This window comes from Streptomyces sp. NPDC058326, from assembly GCF_042879855.1.
Taxonomy (GTDB): domain Bacteria; phylum Actinomycetota; class Actinomycetes; order Streptomycetales; family Streptomycetaceae; genus Streptomyces.
Map to the genome: position 1 here is coordinate 10,257 of NZ_JBHVZO010000028.1, position 22,793 is coordinate 33,049.

Here is a 22,793-nt window from a genome sequence, read left to right on the forward strand (position 1 = left end):
GTGTCAGCGGTAGATGAGGAGTTCTTGTTCCGTGGCGCCTGTCAGGGTGTAGCGCGTGCCGACCAGGGGCCGCCCCGCGTAGATGCGGATCAGCGTCGACGCCGCCCCCTTGAACCTCGCCGCCGGACGGCCCTCCGTCGCGTTGCCGAGGGTCACCGTCGTGGCCTCCTCCAGGACGCCCACCAGTCGCGGCGTCTCCCGTTTCCGGCTCGTCACCGTGAGGAGCGGGAGGGCCAGGTCGAGGCTGGGCCCGCAGTAGGCGCCGGGCGCGCCGAAGGCCTCCCGTACGTCTCCGGCGTGGACCCACTCGCCGAGCGCCACCGCGTCCAGCCGGCCGTCCTCCCGTTCGGCGATGACCGGTCCCGCCTCCGTGAACCCCCGTTCCAGTTCGTCGAGGATCCGGTCCAGCGGCCAGTCCTCCCGTTCGGCCACGTCACACGCGTTGGCCTCCGGCAGGAACACGCCTTCTTCCAGGCGGTCTTCGACGATCCGGACGAGGGCCGCCCCGCAGTGGGCGAGGACCTGCCTCGCGGTCCAGCCGGGGCACGCGGTGCGGAGTTCGTACGCCTCCTCCGGTGTGCGCCGGAGGAGCGGCATCAGCAGGTCCCGTTCCGTTCGCAGCAGGCGGTCCGGGAGCCAGGGGTCCCGGACCTCATCCTTCGTACACATCAGTAGCGGTAGTGGTCCGGCTTGTACGGCCCCTCGACCGGGACCCCGATGTACGACGCCTGCTCGGGGCGCAGGGTCGTGAGCCGGACGCCGAGGGCGTCCAGGTGCAACCGGGCCACCTTCTCGTCGAGGTGCTTGGGCAGGACGTACACGCCCACCGGGTACTCCTCGGGCTTCGTGAACAGCTCGATCTGCGCGAGCGTCTGGTCCGCGAAGGAGTTCGACATCACGAAGGACGGGTGGCCCGTCGCGTTGCCGAGGTTGAGCAGGCGGCCTTCGGAGAGGACGATGACGACCTTGCCGTCCTCGAACGTCCAGGTGTGGACCTGCGGCTTGACCTCGTCCTTGACGATCCCGGGGATCGCCGCCAGGCCGGCCATGTCGATCTCGTTGTCGAAGTGGCCGATGTTCCCGACGATCGCCTGGTGCTTCATCCTCGCGATGTCGGACGCCATGATGATGTCCTTGTTGCCCGTGGTGGTGATGAAGATGTCGGCCGTCTCGACGACGTCCTCCAGGGTGGCCACCTGGTAGCCGTCCATGGCCGCCTGGAGCGCGCAGATCGGGTCGATCTCGGTGACGATGACCCGCGCGCCCTGGCCCCGGAGGGATTCGGCCGACCCCTTGCCGACGTCCCCGTAACCGCACACGACGGCCGTCTTGCCGCCGATGAGGACGTCCGTCGCGCGGTTGATGCCGTCGATGAGGGAGTGGCGGCAGCCGTACTTGTTGTCGAACTTCGACTTCGTCACGGCGTCGTTCACGTTGATCGCCGGGAAGAGCAGTGCGCCCTCGCGGTGCATCTCGTACAGGCGGTGGACGCCGGTCGTGGTCTCCTCCGTCACACCGCGGATGCCGGTGGCGATGGTCGACCAGTCGAGTTCACTGTTCTCCAACAGGGCCCGCATGACGGCCAGTTCCTCGTTGGACGCTTCGGGGAGCTTGCCGGTCTTCTGGTACTCGACACCCAGGTGGACCAGGACCGTCGCGTCGCCGCCGTCGTCCAGGATCATGTTGGGGCCGTCGGCGTTCGGCCAGGTCAGGGCCTGCTCCGTGCACCACCAGTACTCCTCCAGGGTCTCGCCCTTCCAGGCGAAGACCGGGATGCCGGCGGCGGCGATCGCGGCGGCCGCGTGGTCCTGCGTCGAGTAGATGTTGCAGGACACCCAGCGGACCTCTGCGCCGAGCGCGACGAGCGTCTCGATGAGGACGGCCGTCTGTACGGTCATGTGGAGGGAGCCGGTGATCCGCGCCCCCGCCAGGGGCTGCGTCTCCGCGTACTCCCTGCGGATCGACATCAGGCCCGGCATCTCGTGCTCCGCGAGGGTGATCTCCTTGCGGCCGAACCCGGCCAGCGAGATGTCCGCCACTTTGTAATCGGTGAAGACGTCAGACATGGACAACGCTCCTCGCGCTCATGATGGTTCGGTGGATTTCCAGGGCCGCCGTGGACTTGTTCAGCGTGATGTAGTGCAGGCCTGGCGCCCCTTCGTCGAGCAGCCGCAGGCCCATCTGGGTCGCGTACTCGACGCCGGTGCGGTACGCGGCCGCCGGGTCGTCCTTCGCCGCCTCCAGGCGGTGTGCCAGGTCCTCCGGGAAGGCCGCGTCGCTCAGTTCGGCGAAGCGGCGGATCTGGCGTACGTCCGTCGCCGGCATGATCTCCGGGATGATCGGGGTGTCGCAGCCGGCGGCGGCGACCCGGTCCCGCAGCCGCAGGTAGTCCTCGGGGTCGAAGAACATCTGGGTGATGGCGTAGTCGGCTCCCGCCCGGCACTTGGCGACGAAGTGCGCGAGGTCGTCGGACGGGCTCGCGGATCTCGGGTGGCCCTCCGGGAAGGCGGCCACTCCGATCCTGAAGTCGCCGAGGGAGCGGACGAGGTCCACCAGTTCGTACGCGTACGTGAAGCCCCGCGGGTGGGGGGTCCACGTCCCGCGCGGGTCGCCCGGCGGGTCGCCGCGCAGGACGAGTACGTCCCGGACCCCGGCGTCCGCGTAGGCGCCGATGATCGCGCGCAGTTCGGCGACGGAGTGCCCGACCGCGGTGAGGTGGGCGACGGGGCGCAGGGTGGTCTCGCTCGCGATCCGCTTGGTGACGTCGATGGTCCGGTCGCGGGACGAGCCGCCCGCGCCGTACGTCACGGAGACGAAGTCCGGGGACAGGGCCTCCACGCGGCGGATCGCGTCCCAGAGGGTCCGTTCGCCCTTGTCGGTCTTCGGCGGGAAGAACTCGAACGAGTACGTGGGTTTCACAGGCGCCGGCCTCCCGCGTTGAAGTAGCTCGCCTCCGGGTGGTGGACGACGATCGCGTCCGTCGACTGTTCGGGGTGCAGTTGGTACTCCTCCGACAGCTCCACCCCGATCCGTTCGGGGCGCAGGAGGGCGGCGATCTTCGCCCGGTCCTCCAGGTCGGGGCAGGCCGGGTAGCCGAGCGAGTAGCGGCAACCCTGGTACTCGGTGCGGAGCATGCCGTCCAGGCCGGCGGGGTCGGCCGAACCGATGCCCCAGTCGGCGCGCACCCGGGCGTGCCAGTACTCGGCAAGGGCCTCCGCCAACTGGACGGAGAGGCCGTGGAGTTCCAGGTAGTCCCGGTAGGCGTCGGCGGCGAAGAGCCGCGCTGTCTCCTCGCCGATCCGGGAGCCGACGGTGACGACCTGGAGGGCGACGGCGTCGACCTCGCCGGAGTCCTCGGCGCGGTGGAAGTCGGCCAGGCAGAGGCGGCGGCCCCGCTGTTGGCGGGGGAAGGAGAAGCGGGTCCGCTCGCCTCCGTCCTCGTCCAGGACGATCAGGTCGTCGCCCTTGGACACACAGGGGAACCAGCCGTACACGACGGCTGCTTCGACGAGGCTCTCGCGTTCGACGCGGTCGAGCAGCGCCCGCAGCCGGGGCCGGCCTTCCGTCACGACGGTCGCGGAGTCCTTGAGGCCCCACTGGCCTTTGAAGAGGGCGTTCTCGTCGAGCCAGGGAGCGTACTCGGCGAGGGGGATGCCCTGGACGACGCGGGTTCCGAGGAAGGGCGGCTCGGGGACGGGGTTGTCGGCGGCGACGTCGGAGCGGCCGGCCGGCTCGGGCTCCCGCACTTCCGTGAGGGGGGTCTCCCGCTTGGGTACCCGCCGCTGCTTGAGCGGCGGGAGCACGGCCCCGGGGACGCCTCGCTTGACGCCCATGAGCGCGTCCATGAGCCGCAGGCCCTCGAAGGCGTCGCGGGCGTACCGCACCTCGCCCTCGTACAGCTCGTGCAGGTCCTGCTCGACGTACGCCCTGGTGAGGGCCGCGCCGCCGAGGATCACGGGGAAGCGGGCGGCGAGGCCGCGGCCGTTCAGCTCCTGGAGGTTCTCCTTCATGATGACCGTGGACTTCACGAGGAGGCCCGACATGCCGATGACGTCGGCCCGGTGTTCCTCGGCGGCTTCCAGGATCGCGGAGACGGGCTGCTTGATGCCGATGTTGACGACGTTGTAGCCGTTGTTGGACAGGATGATGTCGACGAGGTTCTTGCCGATGTCGTGGACGTCGCCGCGGACGGTGGCCAGGACGATCGTGCCCTTGCCCTCCGTGTCCGACTTCTCCATGTGCGGTTCGAGGTACGCCACGGCCGTCTTCATGACCTCGGCGGACTGGAGCACGAACGGCAGCTGCATCTGGCCCGAGCCGAACAGCTCACCCACGGTCTTCATGCCGTCGAGGAGGATCTCGTTGACGATCTCCAGGGCGGGGCGTTCGCCCAGCGCCTCGTCGAGGTCGGCCTCCAGACCGTTCTTCTCGCCGTCGACGATCCGGCGCTTCAGCCGCTCGTCCAGGGGCAGCGCGAGCAGCTCCTCGGCCTTGCCGGCCTTCAGGGACTTCGCCGTCGCGCCCTCGAACATCTGCAGGAAACGCTGGAGCGGGTCGTACCCCGGAGAGCGGCGGTCGTGGATCAGGTCGAGCGCCACCTCGACCTGTTCCTTCTCCAGGCGCGCGATCGGCAGGATCTTGCTGGCGTGGACGATCGCCGAGTCCAGGCCCGCCTTCACGCACTCGTCGAGGAAGACCGAGTTCAGGACGATCCGCGCGGCCGGGTTCAGACCGAACGAGATGTTGGAGAGGCCGAGGGTGGTCTGTACGTCAGGGTGGCGGCGCTTCAGCTCGCGGATCGCCTCGATCGTGTGGATGCCGTCCCTGCGGGACTCCTCCTGACCGGTGCAGATCGTGAACGTGAGGGTGTCGATCAGGATGTCCGACTCCCTGATCCCCCAGTTCCCCGTGAGGTCCGCGATGAGCCGCTCGGCGACGGCCACCTTGTGCTCGACGCTCCGGGCCTGGCCCTCCTCGTCGATGGTCAGCGCCATCAGCGCCGCGCCGTGCTCCTTGGCCAGGGCCGTGACCTGGGCGAACCGCGACTCGGGCCCGTCACCGTCCTCGTAGTTGACCGAGTTGACGACGGCCCGGCCGCCGAGCTTCTCCAGACCCGCCCGCAGGACCGCGATCTCGGTCGAGTCGAGCACGATCGGGAGGGTGGAGGCCGTCGCGAAGCGGCCGGCGAGCTCCGCCATGTCCGCCGTGCCGTCTCGGCCCACGTAGTCCACGCACAGGTCGAGCATGTGCGCGCCCTCGCGGATCTGGTCGCGCACCATCTCGACGCAGTCGTCCCAGCGCCCGTCGAGCATCGCCTCGCGGAACTTCTTCGAACCGTTGGCGTTCGTGCGTTCGCCGATCGCCAGGTACGCGGTGTCCTGCCGGAACGGCACATGGCTGTACAGGGAGGACGCGCCAGGCTCCGGCGTCGGCCGCCGGTCGAGGACGGCCGCGCCCCGCACCCGCTCCACGATCTGCCGCAGGTGTTCGGGCGTCGTACCGCAGCACCCTCCGACCAGGGCGGGGCCGTACTCCCGGACGAACCTCTCCTGCGCGTCGGCCAGTTCGGCCGGCGACAGGGGGTAGTGGGCGCCGTCCGACGTGAGGACCGGGAGGCCGGCGTTCGGCATGACGGAGATCGGGATCCGGGCGTGCCGCGACAGGTGCCGCAGGTGCTCGGCCATCTCCGCCGGGCCGGTGGCGCAGTTCAGGCCGATCATGTCGATGCCCAGCGGCTCCAGGGCGGTCAGCGCCGCCCCGATCTCCGAGCCGAGCAGCATCGTGCCCGTCGTCTCCACCGTGACCTGCACGATGACGGGCAGGTCCACGCCGACCCAGTCCAGGGCCCGGCGGGCGCCGATGACGGCCGCCTTCGTCTGGAGCAGGTCCTGCGAGGTCTCGATGAGCAGGGCGTCCGCGCCGCCCCTGATCAGGCCCTCGGCGTTCTGCTGGAAGGCCTCGCGGAGCGGCTCGTACGTGACGTGGCCCAGGGTCGGCAGCTTCGTGCCGGGGCCCATCGAGCCGAGGACCCAGCGGGGGCGGCCGTCGGCGGCCGTGTGCGCGTCCGCCGACGTACGGGCGATCCGGGCGCCGGCCTCGGACAGCTCGTACACCTGGTTCTCGATGCCGTACTCGGCGAGCGCCGCCAGGTTCGCCCCGAAGGTGTTGGTCTCGACGCAGTCCACACCCACCGAGAAGTAGGCGTCGTGGACGGAGGCGACGATGTCGGGGCGCGTGAGGTTGAGGATCTCGTTGCAGCCCTCCAGGTTCCGGAAGTCGTCCATCGTCGGGTCGGCGGCCTGGAGCATCGTGCCCATCGCCCCGTCGGCCACCACGACCCGCGTCGCGAACTCCTCGCGCAGCGACGGCCGGGCGGTACTCACGTGAGCCCCCTCAGATGCGTGACGAGCGTGGCCGTGCAGACCGTCCCGTACGTCGTCCTGATCCGGTCGAGGAGCGAGTCCCGGTGCAGCCGGTACTCCTGCGTCCCCACGTAGTCGAGGACGGTCGCGGCGACCGCGCAGCCCAGCTGCGCCGCGCACCGCTCCGGCACGCCCCACAGCCAGCCCGCGAGGAACCCGGACCGGAAGGCGTCCCCGACCCCCGTCGGGTCGACGACTCCGGCGACCCGCACCGCGGGCACGGCGAGCGGCTCGCGGCCCTCGCCCCGGATGCGGACGCCCGCCTCGCCGTGGGTGGTGACCCAGGTGCCGACCCTGCCCAGCACCTCCGCCTCCGTCCAGCCGGACTTCTCCAGGAGCAGCGCCGTCTCGTACTCGTTGGTGAACAGGAACCGTGCCCCGTCCACCAGCTCCCGCACCTGCTCGCCGGCGAGCCGCGCCAGCTGCTGCGACGGGTCGGCGGCGAAGGGGATGCCCAGGTCACGGCAGGTGCGAGTGTGCCGCAGCATGGCCTCGGGGTCGTCCGGGGAGACCAGGACGAGTTCCAGCCGGCCGGTGCGCGCGACGACGTCCCGAAGGTCGATCTCGCGCGCCTCGGCCATCGCCCCCGCGTAGAAGGTGGCGATCTGGTTCTGGGCCCGGTCGGTCGTACAGACGAACCGGGCGGTGTGGAGCGACTCGCTGACGCGCACCGAGTCGGTGTCCACACCGTGGTCCTTCAGCCAGACCCGGTACGGCTCGAAGTCGGCGCCGACCGCGCCCACGAGGGCGGGACGCAGGCCGAGGACACCGAGTCCGAAGGCGATGTTCGCTGCCACTCCGCCACGCCTGACCTCCAGGTTGTCGGCGAGGAACGACAGGGAGACCTTGTCGAGCCGGTCGGCGAGCAGCTGCTCGCTGAACCAGCCGGGGAAGGTCATCAGATGGTCGGTCGCGATGGATCCCGTGACAGCGATACGCATGGCCTACTCCCCTTCCCTCTTTCGCGCCTCCGGAGCGCTCGAGTCGGCGTCGACGGTCGACCGTGCTCGGTCGCTCGTTCCTCCCGACCTGCGCGCTCCCCCTGCCTTCGGCGGGAGGTGCCCCCACTCCCTTTCGACGCCGCCGCGCTCCTGCGGCGCGGGCACTGCCTTCTTCAGGGCCTCCACGCGGTCCGTGCGCTCCCAGGTGAACTCGGGGAGCTCGCGGCCGAAGTGGCCGTACGCCGCCGTCTTCGCGTAGATGGGCCGCTTGAGGTCCAGGTCGCGGATGATCGCCGCCGGGCGCAGGTCGAAGACGCTCGACACGGCCTCCTGGATCTTCTCGTCCGGCAGGGTGCCCGTGCCGAAGGTCTCCACGAAGAGACCGACCGGCTCGGCCTTGCCGATCGCGTACGCCACCTGCACCTCGCAGCGGCGGGCGAGACCCGCCGCGACGACGTTCTTGGCGACCCAGCGCATCGCGTACGCCGCCGAGCGGTCCACCTTCGACGGGTCCTTGCCGGAGAAGGCACCGCCGCCGTGGCGGGCCATCCCGCCGTACGTGTCGATGATGATCTTCCGGCCGGTGAGTCCGGCGTCGCCCATGGGGCCGCCGACCTCGAAGCGCCCGGTGGGGTTCACCAGGAGCCGGTAGCCGTCGGACTCCAGGCTGACGCCCTCCTCGACGAGCTCCTTGAGGACGTGCTCGACGACGTACTCGCGCACGTCGGGGGCGAGCAGGCCCTCGACGGAGATGTCGGCGGCGTGCTGCGAGGAGACGACCACCGTGTCGAGGCGGACCGGGCGGTCCCCGTCGTACTCGATGGTGACCTGGGTCTTTCCGTCGGGCCGCAGGTACGGCACGGTGCCGTTCTTGCGGACCTCGGTCAGCCGGCGCGAGAGCCGGTGTGCCAGGGCGATCGGCAGCGGCATCAGCTCGGCCGTGTCGTCGCAGGCGTAGCCGAACATCAGGCCCTGGTCGCCGGCGCCCTGCGCCGCCAGCTCATCGCCCGTGCCCTCGACCCGGGACTCGTACGCCGTGTCGACGCCCTGCGCGATGTCCGGCGACTGGGCGCCGATGGACACCGAGACGCCGCAGGAGGCGCCGTCGAAGCCCTTCGCGGAGGAGTCGTAGCCGATGTCGAGGACGGCCTCGCGCACCAGCTTGGCTATCGGCGCGTACGCCGTGGTGGTGACCTCGCCGGCGATGTGGACGAGACCCGTGGTGATCAGGGTCTCCACCGCCACCCGCGAGGACGGGTCCTCGGCGAGCAGCGCGTCGAGGATGGTGTCGCTGATCCGGTCCGCGATCTTGTCGGGGTGTCCCTCGGTCACGGACTCCGAGGTGAAGAGGCGGCGGCTCATGCCTGGACCTCCACCGGGGCCTTGAAGAAGTGCTGCTCGATGGCGCCGAGCGTACGGATGGACTCGACCTCCAGGGTCTCCATCTGGATGGCGGTCCCGCTCTCCTGCTCCAGGAGGAAGACGAACTCGACGAAGGACAGCGAGTCGATGAGCCGGTTCTCGATCAGGTCGAGGTCGGACGCGATGTCGTCGCGCTCCGGGTGACGCTCGAGGATCCAGTTCTTCACCGTCTGCAGGCCGTCGGCCATGGTTGCTCTCCTTAGCTACTGCTAGCTGCTGATGCTGGATACGTAAGGGGTGGGGGCGGTGACAGGGGTGGGTGCGCCGGCCGGGACGGGGGCGGCGACGGGGGTGGCGGCGATGATCGGTGCGGCCACCGCCACCGCGTAGTCCACGTCGTGGCTGATGGACACGGTGATCTCGGTGATGCCGGACTCCGCGGCCATCTCGGCGGCCGAACCGTGCAGCTCGACGAGCGGCCAGCCGCCCTCCGAACGCCGCACGACGATCTCCGGCCACGGCAGGAACCTGCCCCTGACCCGTAAGGTCTTGAAAGCCGCTTCCTTGGCCGCGATCCGCCCGCACAGGCTCAGTACGTCGAGCCCCGAGGAGGTGCGGCAGTCGGCGAGCTCGCCGGGAGTGAGCATCCGCTCGAAGAACCGCTCCCCGTACTGGGCGAGGAGCCTGCGGACACGGTTGACGGACACGATGTCCATGCCGAGGTTCGCCCACCCCAGGCCGCCCGCCGGCGGGGCGGCGGGACGGGCCGGCACGTCAGATCACCGGCCCGGCCGCGCCACTCGCATCGGCCCGCGCGCGGGCGTTCGCGTCGAGCACCGCCTGGGTGGCGGACTCCCAGCTGCCGTGGCGCCGGGTCAGCGCGGACAGCCACCGTTCGAGACCGAAGGCGACACAGCTGGTGAAGGCCGGTCCGCCGGTGGACTCCAGGCTGATGTCGCAGCGGTCACCGAAGAAGTTCCGGTGTGTGTTGACCGAGGCGATGGCCAGGTCCTCGTACAGGAACTCGTACTTCACCGGGGTGAGCCGCTGCAGGAGCGCCTTCGAGCCGCCCTTGTCGAAGAACGGGTCGCAGGCGGCCTCCTTGCGCAGCGGCAGGTCGAGCGCCGCGGCGAAGCTCTGGATCCTGGCCTGGAAGTCCGCGAGGTGCGTCTCGGCGTGCTCCCGCGTGCCGATGGCGACGACCTCCCGCATGCGGAAGCCGAGCTGGCGGCGCATCCCCTCGTAGTGGGTCTCCTTGCGGAAGCACCAGGAGCAGATCGTGACGAGGGTGTCGTCGGCGACCTGGGTGCCCCGGTGGTCGAGGTAGACGGCGTAGCAGGACGCCGAGGGCAGTCCGAGCGCGGCGGGTTCGAGTGCCTCGCTCGGGAAGCGGCCGGTGGCGGCGGAGAAGGGCGCGGTCTCCCGGCGCTCCAGGTCGAGCGGGGTGGCGACGACGGCCTGGTGCGGGAAGTTGTCGTAGTAGTCGAGCTTCGCCAGGTCGGCGGCCGGCAGGAGCGGGGGCATGGTCATCGGGCGGGCGCCCGCCGTCACCCCCCAGCTCTCGAAGGTGTCGTCGAGGAGCCGCAGCAGGCGGGTCCCCTCAGGGCCGAGCGAGGGCAGGCCCCTCGTCTCGCCCTGGGATTCCCCGCCGGTCGCGGGGGCCCCGGCTTGCGCGGGGGTCGTCACGGTCATGTCTCTTCACCTCTCGGGTGGGAGGTCTCGCGGGCCGCTCAGACGACGGGCAGGGTGTCGTCGGAGAAGATCCCGGTCTTCAGGAAGAAGGCGAGCGGCTTGCGGATCGCCTTGCGTTCGTGGGGACGGCGGCTCTCGTCGGCGACCAGCGCGTTGCGCAGGGCCAGCGGGTCGGGGATGCCGGCGTCGCGGTACACGTGGGGGTTGTAGAGCGAGTTGACGCTGTAGACGACGTACCGCTTGAGGTACGCCTCCACCTCACGGACCCGCTCGGCGCTCACGGCCTGGCACATCCGCCCGTACAGGAGGGAGACCAGTTCACGGCCGAAGGCGATGTGGCGGGACTCGTCCTGGTGGTGGATGCGGTTGACCTCGCGGATGGTGTGGCAGAGCGAGGTGTCCTTCGCCATCCGGGCGTTGTAGTGGTCGACGAGCTCCTCGAAGAAGAGGATGCGGGTGAAGACGAGGAAGTTCTCGACCTCGGGCTCCCAGGCGGCGTCGGCGCGCATCGCGGTGGAGCCGTAGATCTTGTTGCCGTAGCGGCGGCAGAACTCGGAGAAGAACCACATGTGTTCGTTCTCCTCACCGATGAAGTGGTGGAAGAAGTCCGAGGGGACCTCGAAGCCGGGCATGTGGATGCGGCCGACGACCTCGATGAGCAGCTCGCGGATGCCGTGCACGTTGAGGCTGTAGAAGTTGACGGACTCCCACTTCGAGAGGCGCTGAAGCGTTTCCTCGCCGAGGGCGTCGTAGTGCTCGGTGCCGTAGACGGTGAGCAGCTCCGGCGTCATCCAGAAACGGTTCTCCTCCAGCGTCTCGGGCCACTGGAAGGTCTGGTACGGGTTGTAGTAGTCCTCGACGGAACGCTCGCTGAGCCGCTCCAGGACCTCCATGAACCGGTCGCTGACGGGCAGGGGGGCGGTCACGCCCATGGTCGTGGCTCCTCTTGGTCGGGTTACGGGCGGACTTCGTAGACCGCGTTCACCGGGGTCTCCGTCGCGCGCCGCCAGCGGGTGAAGCCGGCCTCCTCCGCGATGGCCCGGAAGGCCTTCTCGCCGGAGTGGTTGCCGAGCGCGTGCGGGCCGCGCTGGGCGACCGCGACGGGCAGGCACATCACGGCGGACAGGGCCATGAACATGCGGGCGGCGGGCGTCTGGACGTCGATGTCCTGCGGGGACACGTTCGACTCGACGAGCATCCAGGTGCCGTCCGCGTCCAGGGACTTGTGGACGTGCTGCGCGGCGGCGACCGGGTCGCCCATGTCGTGCAGGGCGTTGAAGAAGCACACCAGGTCGTAGCCGGAGCCCGGGTAGTCGTCGGCGGAGGCCACCTCGAAGACGACCCGGTCGGAGAGACCGGCCTCCTCGGCGAGCTCCCGCGCGATCGAGATGGCCTCCTCCGAGTAGTCGAAGCCGTGGACGGTGGCCCGGGGGAAGGCCTTCGCGATGAGGAGGGTGGTGTGGCCGACACCGCAGCCGACGTCGGCGACCGTGCCGCCGTTCGCCAGCTTGTCCGTGACCTGGTGGAGGGCGGGCAGCCAGTCCGGGACGAGCTTGTGCTCGTACGTCGGCTGGAAGAAGGAGCCCATGCCGGTGTCGAGGGCCGCGTCGTGCTCGGCCCAGCCGACGCCGTCACCGGTGCGGTACGCCTCGACGAGCAGGTCCTCGGTGGCGTACAGCGCCTTCAGGGCGGTGAAGAACCCGGCCGCGTAGGTGACGGCCTTGGGGTCGGCGAGGACCTCGACGTGGTCGGCGGGGAGCGTGTACGTGCGGGAGCTGGGGTGCCGCTCGACGTAGCCGGCGGAGAGCTGGGCGTGCAGCCACTCCTCGATGTACCGCTCGTTCGTGCCCGTCTTCCCGGCGAGCTGCGCGGCGGTCAGCGGGCCTTCGGCGGCCAGCGCCCGGTACAGGCCGAGGCGCTCGCCGAGGGCGACGGTCAGACCGCGGACGGCCGCGCCGGCGTCGGTGATGACCCTCTGGTGGAAGTCGTGGGCGCTCATGCCGCCGCCTCCTCGTGGTGGGTGGGGAGATCGCACGTGAACAGGAAGGAGCGGGGGACGCGCGGGACGGTCCTGGCCGGCACCGGGTAGGGCCAGCGGTCGAAGTCGGCGCCCGGCTCACCGGGCTGCTTCACCTCGCGTACGGCCCAGCCGCAGTCGTCGAGCAGCGCCTCGGGCTCCTCGGTGCCGAAGAGCCACGGGTTGCCGTCCTCCTTGAGCGCGCTCATGAAGGTGCGGGCCAGCGGGTTGTCCAGGGCGGACTTCGAGATGACGTCGCCGAGCAGCACGGAGCCGGGGGCGGCGTGCGCGGAGAGGGTCGCGATGAGGGTCCGTACGGCCTGCTCGGGCAGGAAGAAGAGCAGGCCCTCCACCACCCACAGGACGGGTTCCTCGCTCTTCCAGCCCGCCTCCTTGAGGGGGCCGGTCCAGTCCTGGGTCAGGTCGACGGGGACGGTGACCCGGGTACGGCCGGCGGGCCGCGGCTCGTTCGCCAGCATCTCGGCCTTGGCCTCCAGGAGGGCCGGGCGGTCGAGCTCGTAGACGGTGACGCCGTCGGGCCAGGGCAGCCGGAAGAAGCGGGTGTCCATGCCGGCGGCGAGGAAGACGACCTGGCGGATGCCCCGCTCCTCCACGGCCTTGACGATGGCGCGGTCGAGGTAGGTGGTGCGGATGGCGAGGAACGGCACGATGCCGCCGCCGTCGTAGCGGTCGAGCAGCTCGAAGCCGATCTCGTCGGCGACGGTGCGCGCGTAGGGATCGGCGAACAGCCGGTCCTCGCGCTCGGTCTCCAGGGCGCGCGCGGCGGCGGTCCACTGGGCGGTGCGGGATACGGCCTCCACAGGAGGTCCCCCTTCACTTCGGTGGCTGGATGTACGGGGATACGGACGGCCGTGTTCAGGGGCCTGACGAAGGACGGCTCGTCAGGCGCTCATGGCCGGGACACAGGTCTTGGCCGGTCGCGCGCAGGCGACGGGGTCCTCGGCCGCGGGCATCGACGACAGATGGTCGGCCTCGGAGCCGGCTGGGCGCCGGCGGAAGATGCTGTGCAGGATCATGCTGAACACGGCCGTCCCGTCGGCGGCCACGAGCGTGCACCGCGGTTTGACGGTGCCGGTGGCGGGATTGAACGGCGACGGGGTGGAGCCGAGGATCTCGACGCGCGCGGTGAGGACGTCACCCGGGCGGACGGGCCGCAGGTAGCGGACCTCGTCGATGCCGGGCGAGCCCATACAGGCGCTGTAGGCGAGCAGTCCGTCGACGTAGCGGCGCATGAACATCGCCTGGGTGTGGAACCCGCTCGCGATCAGGCCGCGGAACTGCGACTGCTCCGCGCGCTCGGGGTCCGTGTGGAAGGGCTGCGGGTCGAAGCGCCTGCCGAACTCCAGCACCTCCTCCGTCGTGACGGTGACGGTGCCCAGCTCGTGGACGTCGCCGGGCCGGAAGTCCTCGAAGTAGCGCATCGCGCGCCCCCCTTGACCTAGGAGTGGTCTTTCCCTGGCGACATCCAATCTACGAATCGACCATTTATTTTGTCAACCCAAAAGAAGGTCCGACTACCGTGGGGAGAGGGCCTGTTCGATGTCGGCCCAGAGGTCCCCGGCGTCCTCGATGCCCACGGACATCCGCACCAGGCCCGGCGCTATCCCCGCGGCGGCGAGCGCGGGCCCGTCCAGCTCCCGGTGCGAGGTCGACGCGGGGTGCGTCACGAGCGTCTCCACGCCACCGAGGGAGAGCGCGAGCCGGGCGAGCCGTACGCGCTCGACGAAGGCCCGGCCGGCCTCCCGGCCGCCCGCGAGCTCGAAGGAGAGCATCCCGCCGCCGCCCGCGAGCACCTTCCGGGCGACGTCGTACGAGGGGTGGCCGGCGAGCCAGGGGTAGTGGACGGCGGTGACGCCCGGGTGGGCTGCGAGCCGCTCGGCGAGGGCGGCGGCGTTGGCGCAGTGCTCCCGCATCCGCAGCGGCAGGGTGGCCACCCCCCGCAGGGTCAGCCAGGCCGCGAACGGGTCGGCACAGGCGCCGAGTTCGACCGTGCGGGGCCACACCCGCCGGCGCAGGGCGTCGTCCGCGAAGACGGCGGCGCCGCCGAGGACGTCCGAGTGCCCGGAGAGGTACTTGGTGGTCGAGTGGACGACGATGTCGGCGCCGTGCTCCAGAGGACGGCACAGGACGGGCGAGGCGAGCGAGTTGTCGACGACGCTCGTCACCCCGAGCGCGCGGGCGGCGGCGAGGAGCCCCGGCAGGTCGGGGACCTGGCCGGTGGGGTTGGCGATGGTCTCCAGGACGAGGAGCCGGGTCGCGGGGTGCACGGCGGCGGCCTCGAACTCGGCGGGATCGTCGCCCGGTATCCGTACGACCTCGATCCCGTACCGCTCGGCCAGGTCCCCGAGGACGGCGTGGGTGCCGCCGTACAGACAGCGCTGGGCCACCACCCGGTCGCCGGGGCGCAGGAGCGCGAGCAGCACCCCGCTGATGGCCCCCATGCCCGAGGCGAAGGCGATGGTCCCGGCGCCTTGTTCGAGCCCGGCGAGGGTCTGCTCAAGAGCCCGTACGGTCGGGTTGCCGCGGCGGCTGTAGACGTACTGCCCGTCGGGTCCCGCCATGGCCTCGGCGAGTTCGGCGGCGGAGTCGAAGGCGAAGGCGGAGGACTGCACGAGGGGCACGGAGAGCGGCCAACTGCCGCCCTGGAAGGGCTCGTTGAAGATGTGCACGGCACGGGTGTTCAGTTCCATGGCGTTCCTTCCCTGATACGGAAAAGGGGCCGCCCGACGTCCGGTGACGGACATCGGGCGGCCCCTTCGGGGCGGTTCAGACGGAGACCTTCTCGGCCTCGGGGGCGGGGGCGGCCGCTCCGGCCACCGCTTTGTCGCTCTTCATGACCAGCAGGGTGATCACACCGCCGAGGGCGGCGACGATCGCGGCGCCGATGAAGGCGGCCGAGAAGCCGTCCGTCAGCTTCGGCAGGTTGCCGAGCTGGTCGGCGCCCTGGGACATGGCGACGGCGGTCAGCGCGGCGAGGCCGAGCGCGGAGCCCACGTTGTAGGTGGTGTTGACGATGCCGGAGGCGAGACCGGCCTGCTCCTGCGGGGCGCCGGACATGGCCGCGATCATCGCCGGGATGTAGGCGAGGGACATGCCGAGCGCGGCGACGAGCGAGGCCGGCAGGACGTCGACGAGGAAGCTGCCGGTCGGCGGGACGGCGGCGAGCCAGACCAGGCCGGCGGCGAGGACGAGCAGGCCACCCGCGATGAGCGGCTTGGCGCCGACCTTCATCATCAGCCGGGAGGTGATGGCCGTCATGAAGATCATGAGGAGCACGGTCATCGGGAGCAGCGCGGCACCGGACTCGAAGGCACCGAAGCCGAGGACCTGCTGGAGGTACAGGTTGAGGAAGTACCACATCGGGATCCACGCGGCACCGAGCAGCGTCATCGCCAGGTTCGCCGAGCCGAGGCGCGGGACCCGCCAGACGCTGAGCGGCATGAGCGGCTCGCTGATGCTCTTCTGGATCACGAAGAAGAGAACCAGGAGGGCGGCGGCGCCGATCAGCTGGAGGATCGTGCCGGTGGAGCCCCAGCCGACCTCGGGGGCGCGGACCACGGCGAAGACGGCGAGGGCGAGGCCGGCGGTGACGGCGGCGGCGCCGAGGACGTCGACCGAGCCGCGGCGGGACTCGACGTTCGGGAGCAGCTTGGTGGCGGCGAGGGTCGCGAGGCCGATCGGGATGTAGATGATGAAGACCCACTGCCAGCTCATCCACTCGGTGAAGACACCGCCGAGGAAGACGCCCGCGGTACCACCGGCGGGAGCGGCGGCGCCGTAGAGCGCCATCGCCTTGCCGAGCTCCTTCGGGTCGTGCATGAAGAGCATCATCAGCAGGGTCATGGCGGAGGGCGCGATGAGCGCACCGCCGACACCCTGGACGGCGCGGCCGACGATCTCGACCCAGGCGGTCTGCGCCGCGGCGGCCACGACGGAGCCGGCGATCATCACCGCCCAGCCGGTGACGAAGATCTTGCGGGCTCCGACGAGGTCGGAGAGGCGTCCGCCGAGGAGCAGCAGACCACCGAAGACGATCACGTAGGCGTTGAAGATCCACGAGAGCTCGCTCTGCGTGAAGCCCAGGTCCTTCTGCATCTCGGGGAGTGCGACCCCGATGATCGAGGTGTCCATGATGACCATGAACTGTGCGGCGGCGAGCACGACAAGTGCCCACCAGCGCCGGGGATTGACGGTTGACATTGCCCTGACCCTTCGCTCGCGTCGGTTCCCCGAGCGGACTCGGGGCATACCCCTAGGGGGTACCTGTGCGGAGCACCGTAGCATACCCTTGGGGGGTATGTAAGGGAGAGATGAGGGCGGACGGGAAGCACTGCTTCCGCCCCGCCCGGACCGCGCTCCGGACCCGCCCGCGCCCGGCCCGGCGGGCAGAATGCCCCCATGACCGCCGAGGAAGAGCACGAGATGACCGCAGACGGAGACGCCGCACTCCTCCAGCGCTGGAACTCCACCCTGCTCGCCGCCCGCGCCGGCCGCGGGGGCCCCGACCCCGCCCCGTACGGCCGGAACCTGCTGTCCCGCTGGTCCGAGCCGCAGCGCCGCTACCACACGGCCGACCACCTCCGGGCGGTCCTCGACCGCATCGACGAACTCGCCGACCAGGGCGGCGAGGGCGGGGAGCTGGAGCTCGTACGGCTCGCCGCCTGGTTCCACGACGCCGTCTACCGGCCCGACCGCTCCGAGAACGAGGAGCGGTCGGCGCTCCTCGCCGAGAAGGCCCTCACCGAAGCCGGACTCACCCCCCACGAGGTCGCCGAGGTGGCCCGCCTGGTCCGCCTCACCACCACCCACGACCCCGACCCCGGCGACCTGAACGGCGAGGCGCTCTGCGACGCCGACCTCGCCATCCTCGCCACCGGGCCCGATACCTACAGGGGGTATGCGGAGGCGGTCCGCGAGGAGTACGCCTTCGTCCCCGACCCCGCCTTCCGCGAAGGCCGCGCCGCGGTCCTCCGCCAGCTCCTCGGCCTCCCCCGGCTCTTCCGCACGCCGTACGGGGCGGCGGCCTGGGAGGAGAAGGCGCGGGAAAACCTGGAACGGGAACTCAAGGAATTGACGGACATGTCCGGCACCGGATGACCCGACGCCGAACCGTGACGAGAAATTCCCCCCCTCCGCCGGTAAGATCATTTCGTTTGTCCTTATCGACGCGAGAGACGCCAGGAAAGCACATGAAAATGCGAAAGGCCCTTCCGATCGCCGCCGTTCTGCCGGCCCTCCTCGCGATATCCGCGTGCAGCGGCGAATCGGCGGATTCCGGGGACAAGAAGCCGAAGGCGAGCGCGAAGAGCACCCCCGGCGCGACGGGCGCGGACGCCAAGGCGGCCGCCGAGGCCGAGCGCATCGGCGCCATGGCACCGCAGAACCTCGAAAAGGCCACGCTCACCGGCACGAAGAACGGTTTCGAGGCCAAGAAGGTCGCCAAGGCGGACGTCGAGGCCGGCCGCGACCTGAAGGCCGACAAAGCCGAATGCCAGCCGGTCGCGAGCCTCGCCGGCGGCTTCACCCACATCCCCGCGGTGAGCGTGCAGCACCGCTCGCTCGACCCCGTCGAGGCGAAGAACGCCACGGTCGGATCGATGTGGCTCGCCTCCCACTCGGAGAGCAACGCCAAGAAGGTCATGACCGACCTGCGGAGCTCCCTCAAGGAGTGCCCCGGCGGCTTCAAGACCCTCGGCCTCACCTACAAGGCGGTCGAGCCGGTCAAGGCACCCGCCCTGGGAGACGAGTCCCTCGGCTACCGCATCACGAACGTCGTCGGCAAGCAGAGCGTCACCATGACGTACACGGTGATCCGCGAGAACGGCGTGGTGGCGGTCTTCTACGGCGTGAACATGCTGACCCCGCAGAAGAGCGCCATCCCCGAGACGCTCGTCAAGGCACAGCTGGAACTCCTGGGCTGACCGCCCGCGCCTTTCTTGTCCTTCATGCCGCACGATTGCCTCGTACGCGAAACGTTCTCGTACGCAAGACGCCCGGCCGGGAAATTCCCGGCCGGGCGTTTTCTGTGCGACGAACGGGTCAGCTGACCTGGCCCGATTCCACCGGGAAATCCGGCGGCCAGGGCTCGTCGTACAACGACTGCCCCTCACTCATCAGGGCGTACTCCGCCTCCCGCCAGCTCGGATTGGAGCTGACGACGAAGCTTTCGCCATCCGGATCCAGCATCCAGGTGTAAGCGGCGTCCTCCGCCGGAATGCCGTGCCGTTCGCCGAGCACGCCGAACTCGGCGGCGGTCGCCCGCCGGATGTGGAGCCCGTTCTGGTAGATGGGCCTGAGGAACATCAGTTCCACATGCCCGAAGGAGACCTCGATCCTCGTCGTGGTCCGGTCCACCAGCGTGGCCTCACTGATCAGAAAGAGCCGCCGGTGCGACGGGAGGAAACCGGTGACTCTGAAGAGCCGCCCCTCCCGGACGAAATCCGCCATATCCACCATCTCCTCATCAGTCGGCGACCGGCTGCCCGTTGGCGTACGTGAAGCGCTCCGGGAAGACCCGTACGACCTTGCCCTCCGAGTTGGTCATCCACCAGTCGATGGACTTCCAGCCACGGTCCTCCATCCGGACGGCCGAACGGAGCTTGGTCATCTCCCACGCGGTTCCGAAGCCACCGTCCTGGATCTTGGCCCAGTCGTTGGGCGCGATCGTCTCCCCTCGCTGCAGAAGCATGGTCAGCGCCTCGTCGGCGTTCTTGGCGCCCGGGATGCCGTCCAGGGTCACCGAGATCCTCACGTTGGGGTTGGACACCGCTCGCTCCACTCCCACCGTCCACAGAGCGCGCTTGCCCATCCCCATGCTCTCCGGCATCTCGATGCCGAAGTCCTTGTTGTTGAAGGTGCGCCCGCCGACGACGTCGATCAGATCGTCCGAGTGGGGGTTGACTCCGAGGACGATGTGATCGCCGTCCTTCACGATGTCGCGGAGGATCTCGGTGCACTTCTTGATGAGGTCGTCGTCGACCGACGCGACGGAGAACGACGCGACCTTGAAGGTCGCGGTGTCCGCCGCCTCGCAGGCCTCGCCGGCCATCCGGAAGATGCGGCTGATGATGCCCTGGATGGCGGCCTCGGTCAGGCCGATGGTGCGGAGCGCCATGAAGGCGTCCATGAACCCGATGCCGGTCTTGACGGCGGCGTCCATCGCCGTCACCGCCGCCTTCGCGGTCCTGAAGATCACGCCCGCGACGAACCAGCTGGCAGCCCAGGCACAGTCGCCCCAGGTGCCACCGGACAGGCCCGGAGTGATCAGCTTGGCGCAGCCGATGAAGTCGCCGAGGAGGACGTCGATCGGGTCGATGCCCGAGTTGAACTGGGTCATCGTCAGCGTGACGCTGAGCCGCTTCGTCTGCGCCTTCGACACCTCGGGGCCGAGGTAGACCGTGTCCTTGTCCGGGCAGCCACCCGTGTACGTCTCCCACGCCGCCATGCACAGGAACACGTCGACGTGCGACTTGTACGTGACGTCGGACGTGATCGTGCAGTCGCCGACATGGAGCCACGGGCTGCAGTTGTCCTTGACGACGTTCTGCGGTTCGCCGATGTACTCGATGTGGTCGAGGACCGCCCACACGTCGCTGATCCCGGTGGTGACGCCCTGCGAGATCTGCTCGCTGTTGCCCACCGACTCCGTGCGGTCCGCGGCGGCCTGGGCATCCTCCGCCGCTTCCCGCGCACCTGCGGCGGCCTTCTCCGCCGCCGTCGCGTCGGTCTCCGCCTGGGTGGCGGTGGCACGGGCGCTGGCGGCGTCCTCCTCGGCCTTGGTGGCCACGGCACGGGCGTTGGCGGCGTCCTTCTCCGCCTCCGTGGCCGCCGCGTCCGCCGCGATGGCGTCCGCTTCGGCGTCCATCGCCGCCCACGACGCCGCCATCGCGTCGTTGCCCGCCGACTGCGCGTAGCCGTCGGCCCGGTTCGCCGCAGCCTGCGCCTCCTTCGCGTCCTTCGCGGCCTGGGTGGCCGACGCCTGGGCCCGCTCGTACGCCTTGGCGGCGCGGAGCGCGTCGTTCGCGGCGGCCGCTGCGGCCTGCGCCGCGAGCTTCATGTCCGCGGCGGCCTGCGCGGCCAGGGCCTGAGCCTCGGCGGAGAACGCCTGGGCCATGTTCGCGGTGGCGGCTGCCGCCGACGCCTGCTGCTGCGAGATCGTCAGGGACTGCTGTCCCGTCAGGACCGCGAAGGCGGCCGAGCTGTCGAGCTCCTGGAACGGCCCGCCGAGGGAGATCGCCTCGTTGGCCGGCTTGATCACCGCGGCTGCGGAGTCACGGGCGGCGAGCGAGGACCGCACGGCCGCGAGGGCCTTGCCGGAGGTGGTCGCCGCCCAGGCGGCGGTCTGCAGCGCCTCCGTACGGGCGGCCGCGGCCTCCGCCTTGGCGACCTTGGCCGCCGCGGACGCCTTCTCGGACTGCGCCTTGGCGCCCCGCGCGTCGGCCGCCGCCGCCTCCGAGGCGTCGATGGCCTCGGCCGCGGCAGCGTGGGCGGCGGCCGCGGAACCGGCCGCGACCATGTAGGACGCCCAGGCGCTGTCGGACGCCGCCCTGGCGCGGGACGCGGAGCCCTGCGCCTTCGTGGCCGCCTCGCGCGCGTTGGTGGCTGCGGCCGTGGCCGCGTTCGCCGCCGCGCGGGCGTTGGTGGCCGCCGTGGTCGCCGTGTTCGCGGCGGCACGGGCATCGGTGGCCGCGGCACGGGAGGCCACCGCCGCGTCCGTACCCTCGTCGGCGGCGGCGTTGGCCTCAAGGGCCGCCGCCTTCGCGTTCAGCGAGTCCCGCCGCTGTTCGGCTTCGAGCGCCTTGTCGCGGGCGGCGACGGCGTCGCGTTCCGCCTGCTCGGCGTCGCCCCTGCGGGCGGACGCCGTGGCTCCCGCGGCCTCCGCCGAGACACGGGCGTCACTGGCGATCTGACCCTCCGCGACGGCGTCGGCCTCATGGGCCTTGGCCTTGTCGCGCTCGCTCTCGGCGGTGGCCCGGTAGGCCGCCGCGTTGGCGCGCTCCAGCTCCGCGATGGCGCGCTGCTCCTGCGCGTTCGCCGCGGCCTGACGGGCCTGCTCCTCCTCCGCGAGGGCCGTTTCCTTGGCCTTCTTGGCGATGGCGGCGTTGTTCGCCGCCGAGACCGCGTAGGCGTCGGCGCTGTCCGCCGCGGCCTTCGCCTGGGCGGCGGCCTCCTGGGCGGCGATGCGGCGGAACTCGGTGTTCACCGCGTGCGCCTCGGTCTGCGCCAGGGCGAGGAGCGCCTCCGACGTCGAGACCGTGGCGTTCGCCGCGTTCAGCGCGGTCTCCGTCGCCTTCGCGGCGGCCGTGGCGGCCGCGCCGGAGGCGCGGGCGACCTGGACCGACTGCTGGGCGTACATCAGGCCACGGCCGCGCGGCACCTCGGAGGCGTCCGCGATCGTCCAGGCCTGCTGCTGGGCGGTCACCGCGCGCTGGGACGCGGCGGCGGCCAGGGCGGCCTGCTCCTTCGCCTTGGTGCTCAGCGCCTGGACCTTGCCCCGGGCGTTCGCCAGGTCCGTCTTCGCCTTGTCGAAGAGGGCCTGCTTCGGCTTGAGGATGTGGTCCGGGTCCCGCTCCAGCTCGTCGTGCCAGTACTTCTGCCAGCGCAGGATCTGGTCCGCGCGCCACGCCTGGCCGATGGCCTCGATCATGGTGGCGGTGGCGGTCCGGGTCGCGGCTGCGGCGTCGGCCTCGGCCTGCATGATGACGGCGCGCGGGGCGGCCTGGCCGGCGTACTCCGCCTCCCACTCGGCCGAGGCCTGGGAGACGGCCTCGCTCAAGGAGTTGCGCGGGTCCACCGGGTCGGCGTGGTTGCACGTGGCCCACGCCTGCTTGAGGTTCTCGACCTCCACGCGGAACTCGGGGGTGCCTTCGGCGACCTTCTTGGCCGGGAAGCCGCCGTGCCGCAGGTAGACGGCGATGTCGGCCGACGTCGTCCCGCCGAAGTAGCGGGTGTTGTTGACGTTGGAGTCCCGCAGCATCCAGTCGGCGGCGAAGTCGTGCCAGCTGTCCTTGCCGCGGTTCTGCTCGGTGATCTGCCGGGCCTTGGCGATCGCCTCCGGGCTCGCGTTGGTGTGCGCGTCCCAGCCGATGCGGTCCGCCATCTTCGCCTGCGTGGCGTAGGTGTAGGCGCTGATGTCGGCGCCGAACTCCGGGGCGTGCAGGGCGATCTCGTCACTGAACGAGCTCATCGCGTACGGCCGGTTGGCGTCCTCCAGGACGGCCTTCTGGGCCGCGAAGGCGTCCAGGTAGGCGTAGCCCGCCTCGCGGTCCTGGTCGCTCGCCTGCCCGAGGGGCATGAACCCGATCCAGCCACGGTCGCCGATGACGGCTTCCAGCTGGG

The 22,793-nt window shown here is 70.7% G+C and carries 19 protein-coding genes; 2 read left to right on the plus strand and 17 right to left on the minus strand.

Features of this window, described 5'->3' with window-relative positions; all coding sequences use genetic code 11:
* Positions 1-3: 3 nt before the first annotated feature.
* The 15 genes from ACFVYX_RS33220 to ACFVYX_RS33290 all read right to left on the minus strand — a co-directional run bounded on the left by ACFVYX_RS33220 (position 4) and on the right by ACFVYX_RS33290 (position 16,655).
* On the minus strand, positions 4-669 hold the full coding sequence (locus tag ACFVYX_RS33220; RefSeq protein WP_389685206.1) for a maleylpyruvate isomerase family mycothiol-dependent enzyme: 666 nt from the start codon (positions 667-669) through the stop codon (positions 4-6).
* A complete protein-coding gene (gene ahcY / locus ACFVYX_RS33225; protein ID WP_389685207.1) occupies positions 669-2,066 on the minus strand; it encodes an adenosylhomocysteinase in 1,398 nt (465 codons plus the stop codon). Before ahcY ends, ACFVYX_RS33220 begins: the two co-directional genes overlap by 1 nt.
* The gene (gene metF, locus ACFVYX_RS33230; RefSeq protein WP_389685208.1) at positions 2,059-2,919 is read right to left on the minus strand and encodes a methylenetetrahydrofolate reductase [NAD(P)H]; all 861 of its coding nucleotides are present in this window, start codon (positions 2,917-2,919) and stop codon (positions 2,059-2,061) included. Before metF ends, ahcY begins: the two co-directional genes overlap by 8 nt.
* Positions 2,916-6,383, minus strand: coding sequence for a methionine synthase (metH, locus tag ACFVYX_RS33235; protein ID WP_389685209.1), 3,468 nt, complete (start codon positions 6,381-6,383; stop codon positions 2,916-2,918). The genes metF and metH overlap by 4 nt, the downstream gene beginning before the upstream one ends.
* Positions 6,380-7,363, minus strand: coding sequence for a carbohydrate kinase family protein (locus ACFVYX_RS33240; protein WP_389685210.1), 984 nt, complete (start codon positions 7,361-7,363; stop codon positions 6,380-6,382). Before ACFVYX_RS33240 ends, metH begins: the two co-directional genes overlap by 4 nt.
* Before the next feature lie 3 nt (positions 7,364-7,366).
* Complete coding sequence (gene metK, locus ACFVYX_RS33245) at positions 7,367-8,725, minus strand: methionine adenosyltransferase (protein WP_389685211.1); 1,359 nt, start codon at positions 8,723-8,725, stop codon at positions 7,367-7,369.
* A complete protein-coding gene (locus ACFVYX_RS33250; RefSeq protein ID WP_056553149.1) occupies positions 8,722-8,973 on the minus strand; it encodes a phosphopantetheine-binding protein in 252 nt (83 codons plus the stop codon). The genes metK and ACFVYX_RS33250 overlap by 4 nt, the downstream gene beginning before the upstream one ends.
* Before the next feature lie 21 nt (positions 8,974-8,994).
* Entirely contained in the window at positions 8,995-9,498 is a 504-nt protein-coding gene (gene acpS / locus ACFVYX_RS33255) for a holo-ACP synthase (protein WP_389685212.1), read from the minus strand.
* Between the two features lies 1 nt (position 9,499).
* Positions 9,500-10,417 (minus strand): hypothetical protein, encoded by a 918-nt coding sequence (locus ACFVYX_RS33260; protein WP_389685213.1) that lies wholly within the window; start codon positions 10,415-10,417, stop codon positions 9,500-9,502.
* A 38-nt stretch (positions 10,418-10,455) separates the two neighbouring features.
* The gene (locus tag ACFVYX_RS33265) at positions 10,456-11,349 is read right to left on the minus strand and encodes a diiron oxygenase (RefSeq protein WP_389685214.1); all 894 of its coding nucleotides are present in this window, start codon (positions 11,347-11,349) and stop codon (positions 10,456-10,458) included.
* A 23-nt stretch (positions 11,350-11,372) separates the two neighbouring features.
* Positions 11,373-12,416, minus strand: coding sequence for a class I SAM-dependent methyltransferase (locus ACFVYX_RS33270; RefSeq protein WP_389685215.1), 1,044 nt, complete (start codon positions 12,414-12,416; stop codon positions 11,373-11,375).
* Positions 12,413-13,255 (minus strand): class I SAM-dependent methyltransferase, encoded by an 843-nt coding sequence (locus ACFVYX_RS33275; protein ID WP_389685216.1) that lies wholly within the window; start codon positions 13,253-13,255, stop codon positions 12,413-12,415. Before ACFVYX_RS33275 ends, ACFVYX_RS33270 begins: the two co-directional genes overlap by 4 nt.
* 81 nt (positions 13,256-13,336) lie before the next feature.
* Positions 13,337-13,876: a MaoC family dehydratase gene (locus tag ACFVYX_RS33280; protein WP_389685217.1), complete on the minus strand. Its 540-nt coding sequence runs from the start codon at positions 13,874-13,876 to the stop codon at positions 13,337-13,339.
* Between the two features lie 93 nt (positions 13,877-13,969).
* A complete protein-coding gene (locus ACFVYX_RS33285; protein WP_389685218.1) occupies positions 13,970-15,145 on the minus strand; it encodes a trans-sulfuration enzyme family protein in 1,176 nt (391 codons plus the stop codon).
* A gap of 76 nt (positions 15,146-15,221) precedes the next feature.
* Positions 15,222-16,655, minus strand: a complete 1,434-nt coding sequence (locus ACFVYX_RS33290) for an MFS transporter (protein WP_389685219.1) — start codon at positions 16,653-16,655, stop codon at positions 15,222-15,224.
* Positions 16,656-16,853: 198 nt separating this feature from the next.
* Here ACFVYX_RS33290 and ACFVYX_RS33295 point away from each other — a divergent pair, with 198 nt between their 5' ends.
* Positions 16,854-17,552: a hypothetical protein gene (locus ACFVYX_RS33295; protein ID WP_389685220.1), complete on the plus strand. Its 699-nt coding sequence runs from the start codon at positions 16,854-16,856 to the stop codon at positions 17,550-17,552.
* Between the two features lie 92 nt (positions 17,553-17,644).
* Entirely contained in the window at positions 17,645-18,376 is a 732-nt protein-coding gene (locus ACFVYX_RS33300; RefSeq protein ID WP_389685221.1) for a hypothetical protein, read from the plus strand.
* A gap of 118 nt (positions 18,377-18,494) precedes the next feature.
* Here ACFVYX_RS33300 and ACFVYX_RS33305 read toward each other — a convergent pair whose 3' ends face one another.
* Together ACFVYX_RS33305 and ACFVYX_RS33310 are read right to left on the minus strand one after the other, a co-directional pair.
* Positions 18,495-18,902 carry a hypothetical protein gene (locus tag ACFVYX_RS33305; protein ID WP_389685222.1) on the minus strand — a complete coding sequence of 136 codons (408 nt, stop codon included), beginning with the start codon at positions 18,900-18,902 and terminating at the stop codon, positions 18,495-18,497.
* Positions 18,903-18,918: 16 nt separating this feature from the next.
* On the minus strand, positions 18,919-22,793 hold a 3,875-nt coding region (locus ACFVYX_RS33310), incomplete at its 5' end, for a polymorphic toxin type 27 domain-containing protein (protein ID WP_389685223.1).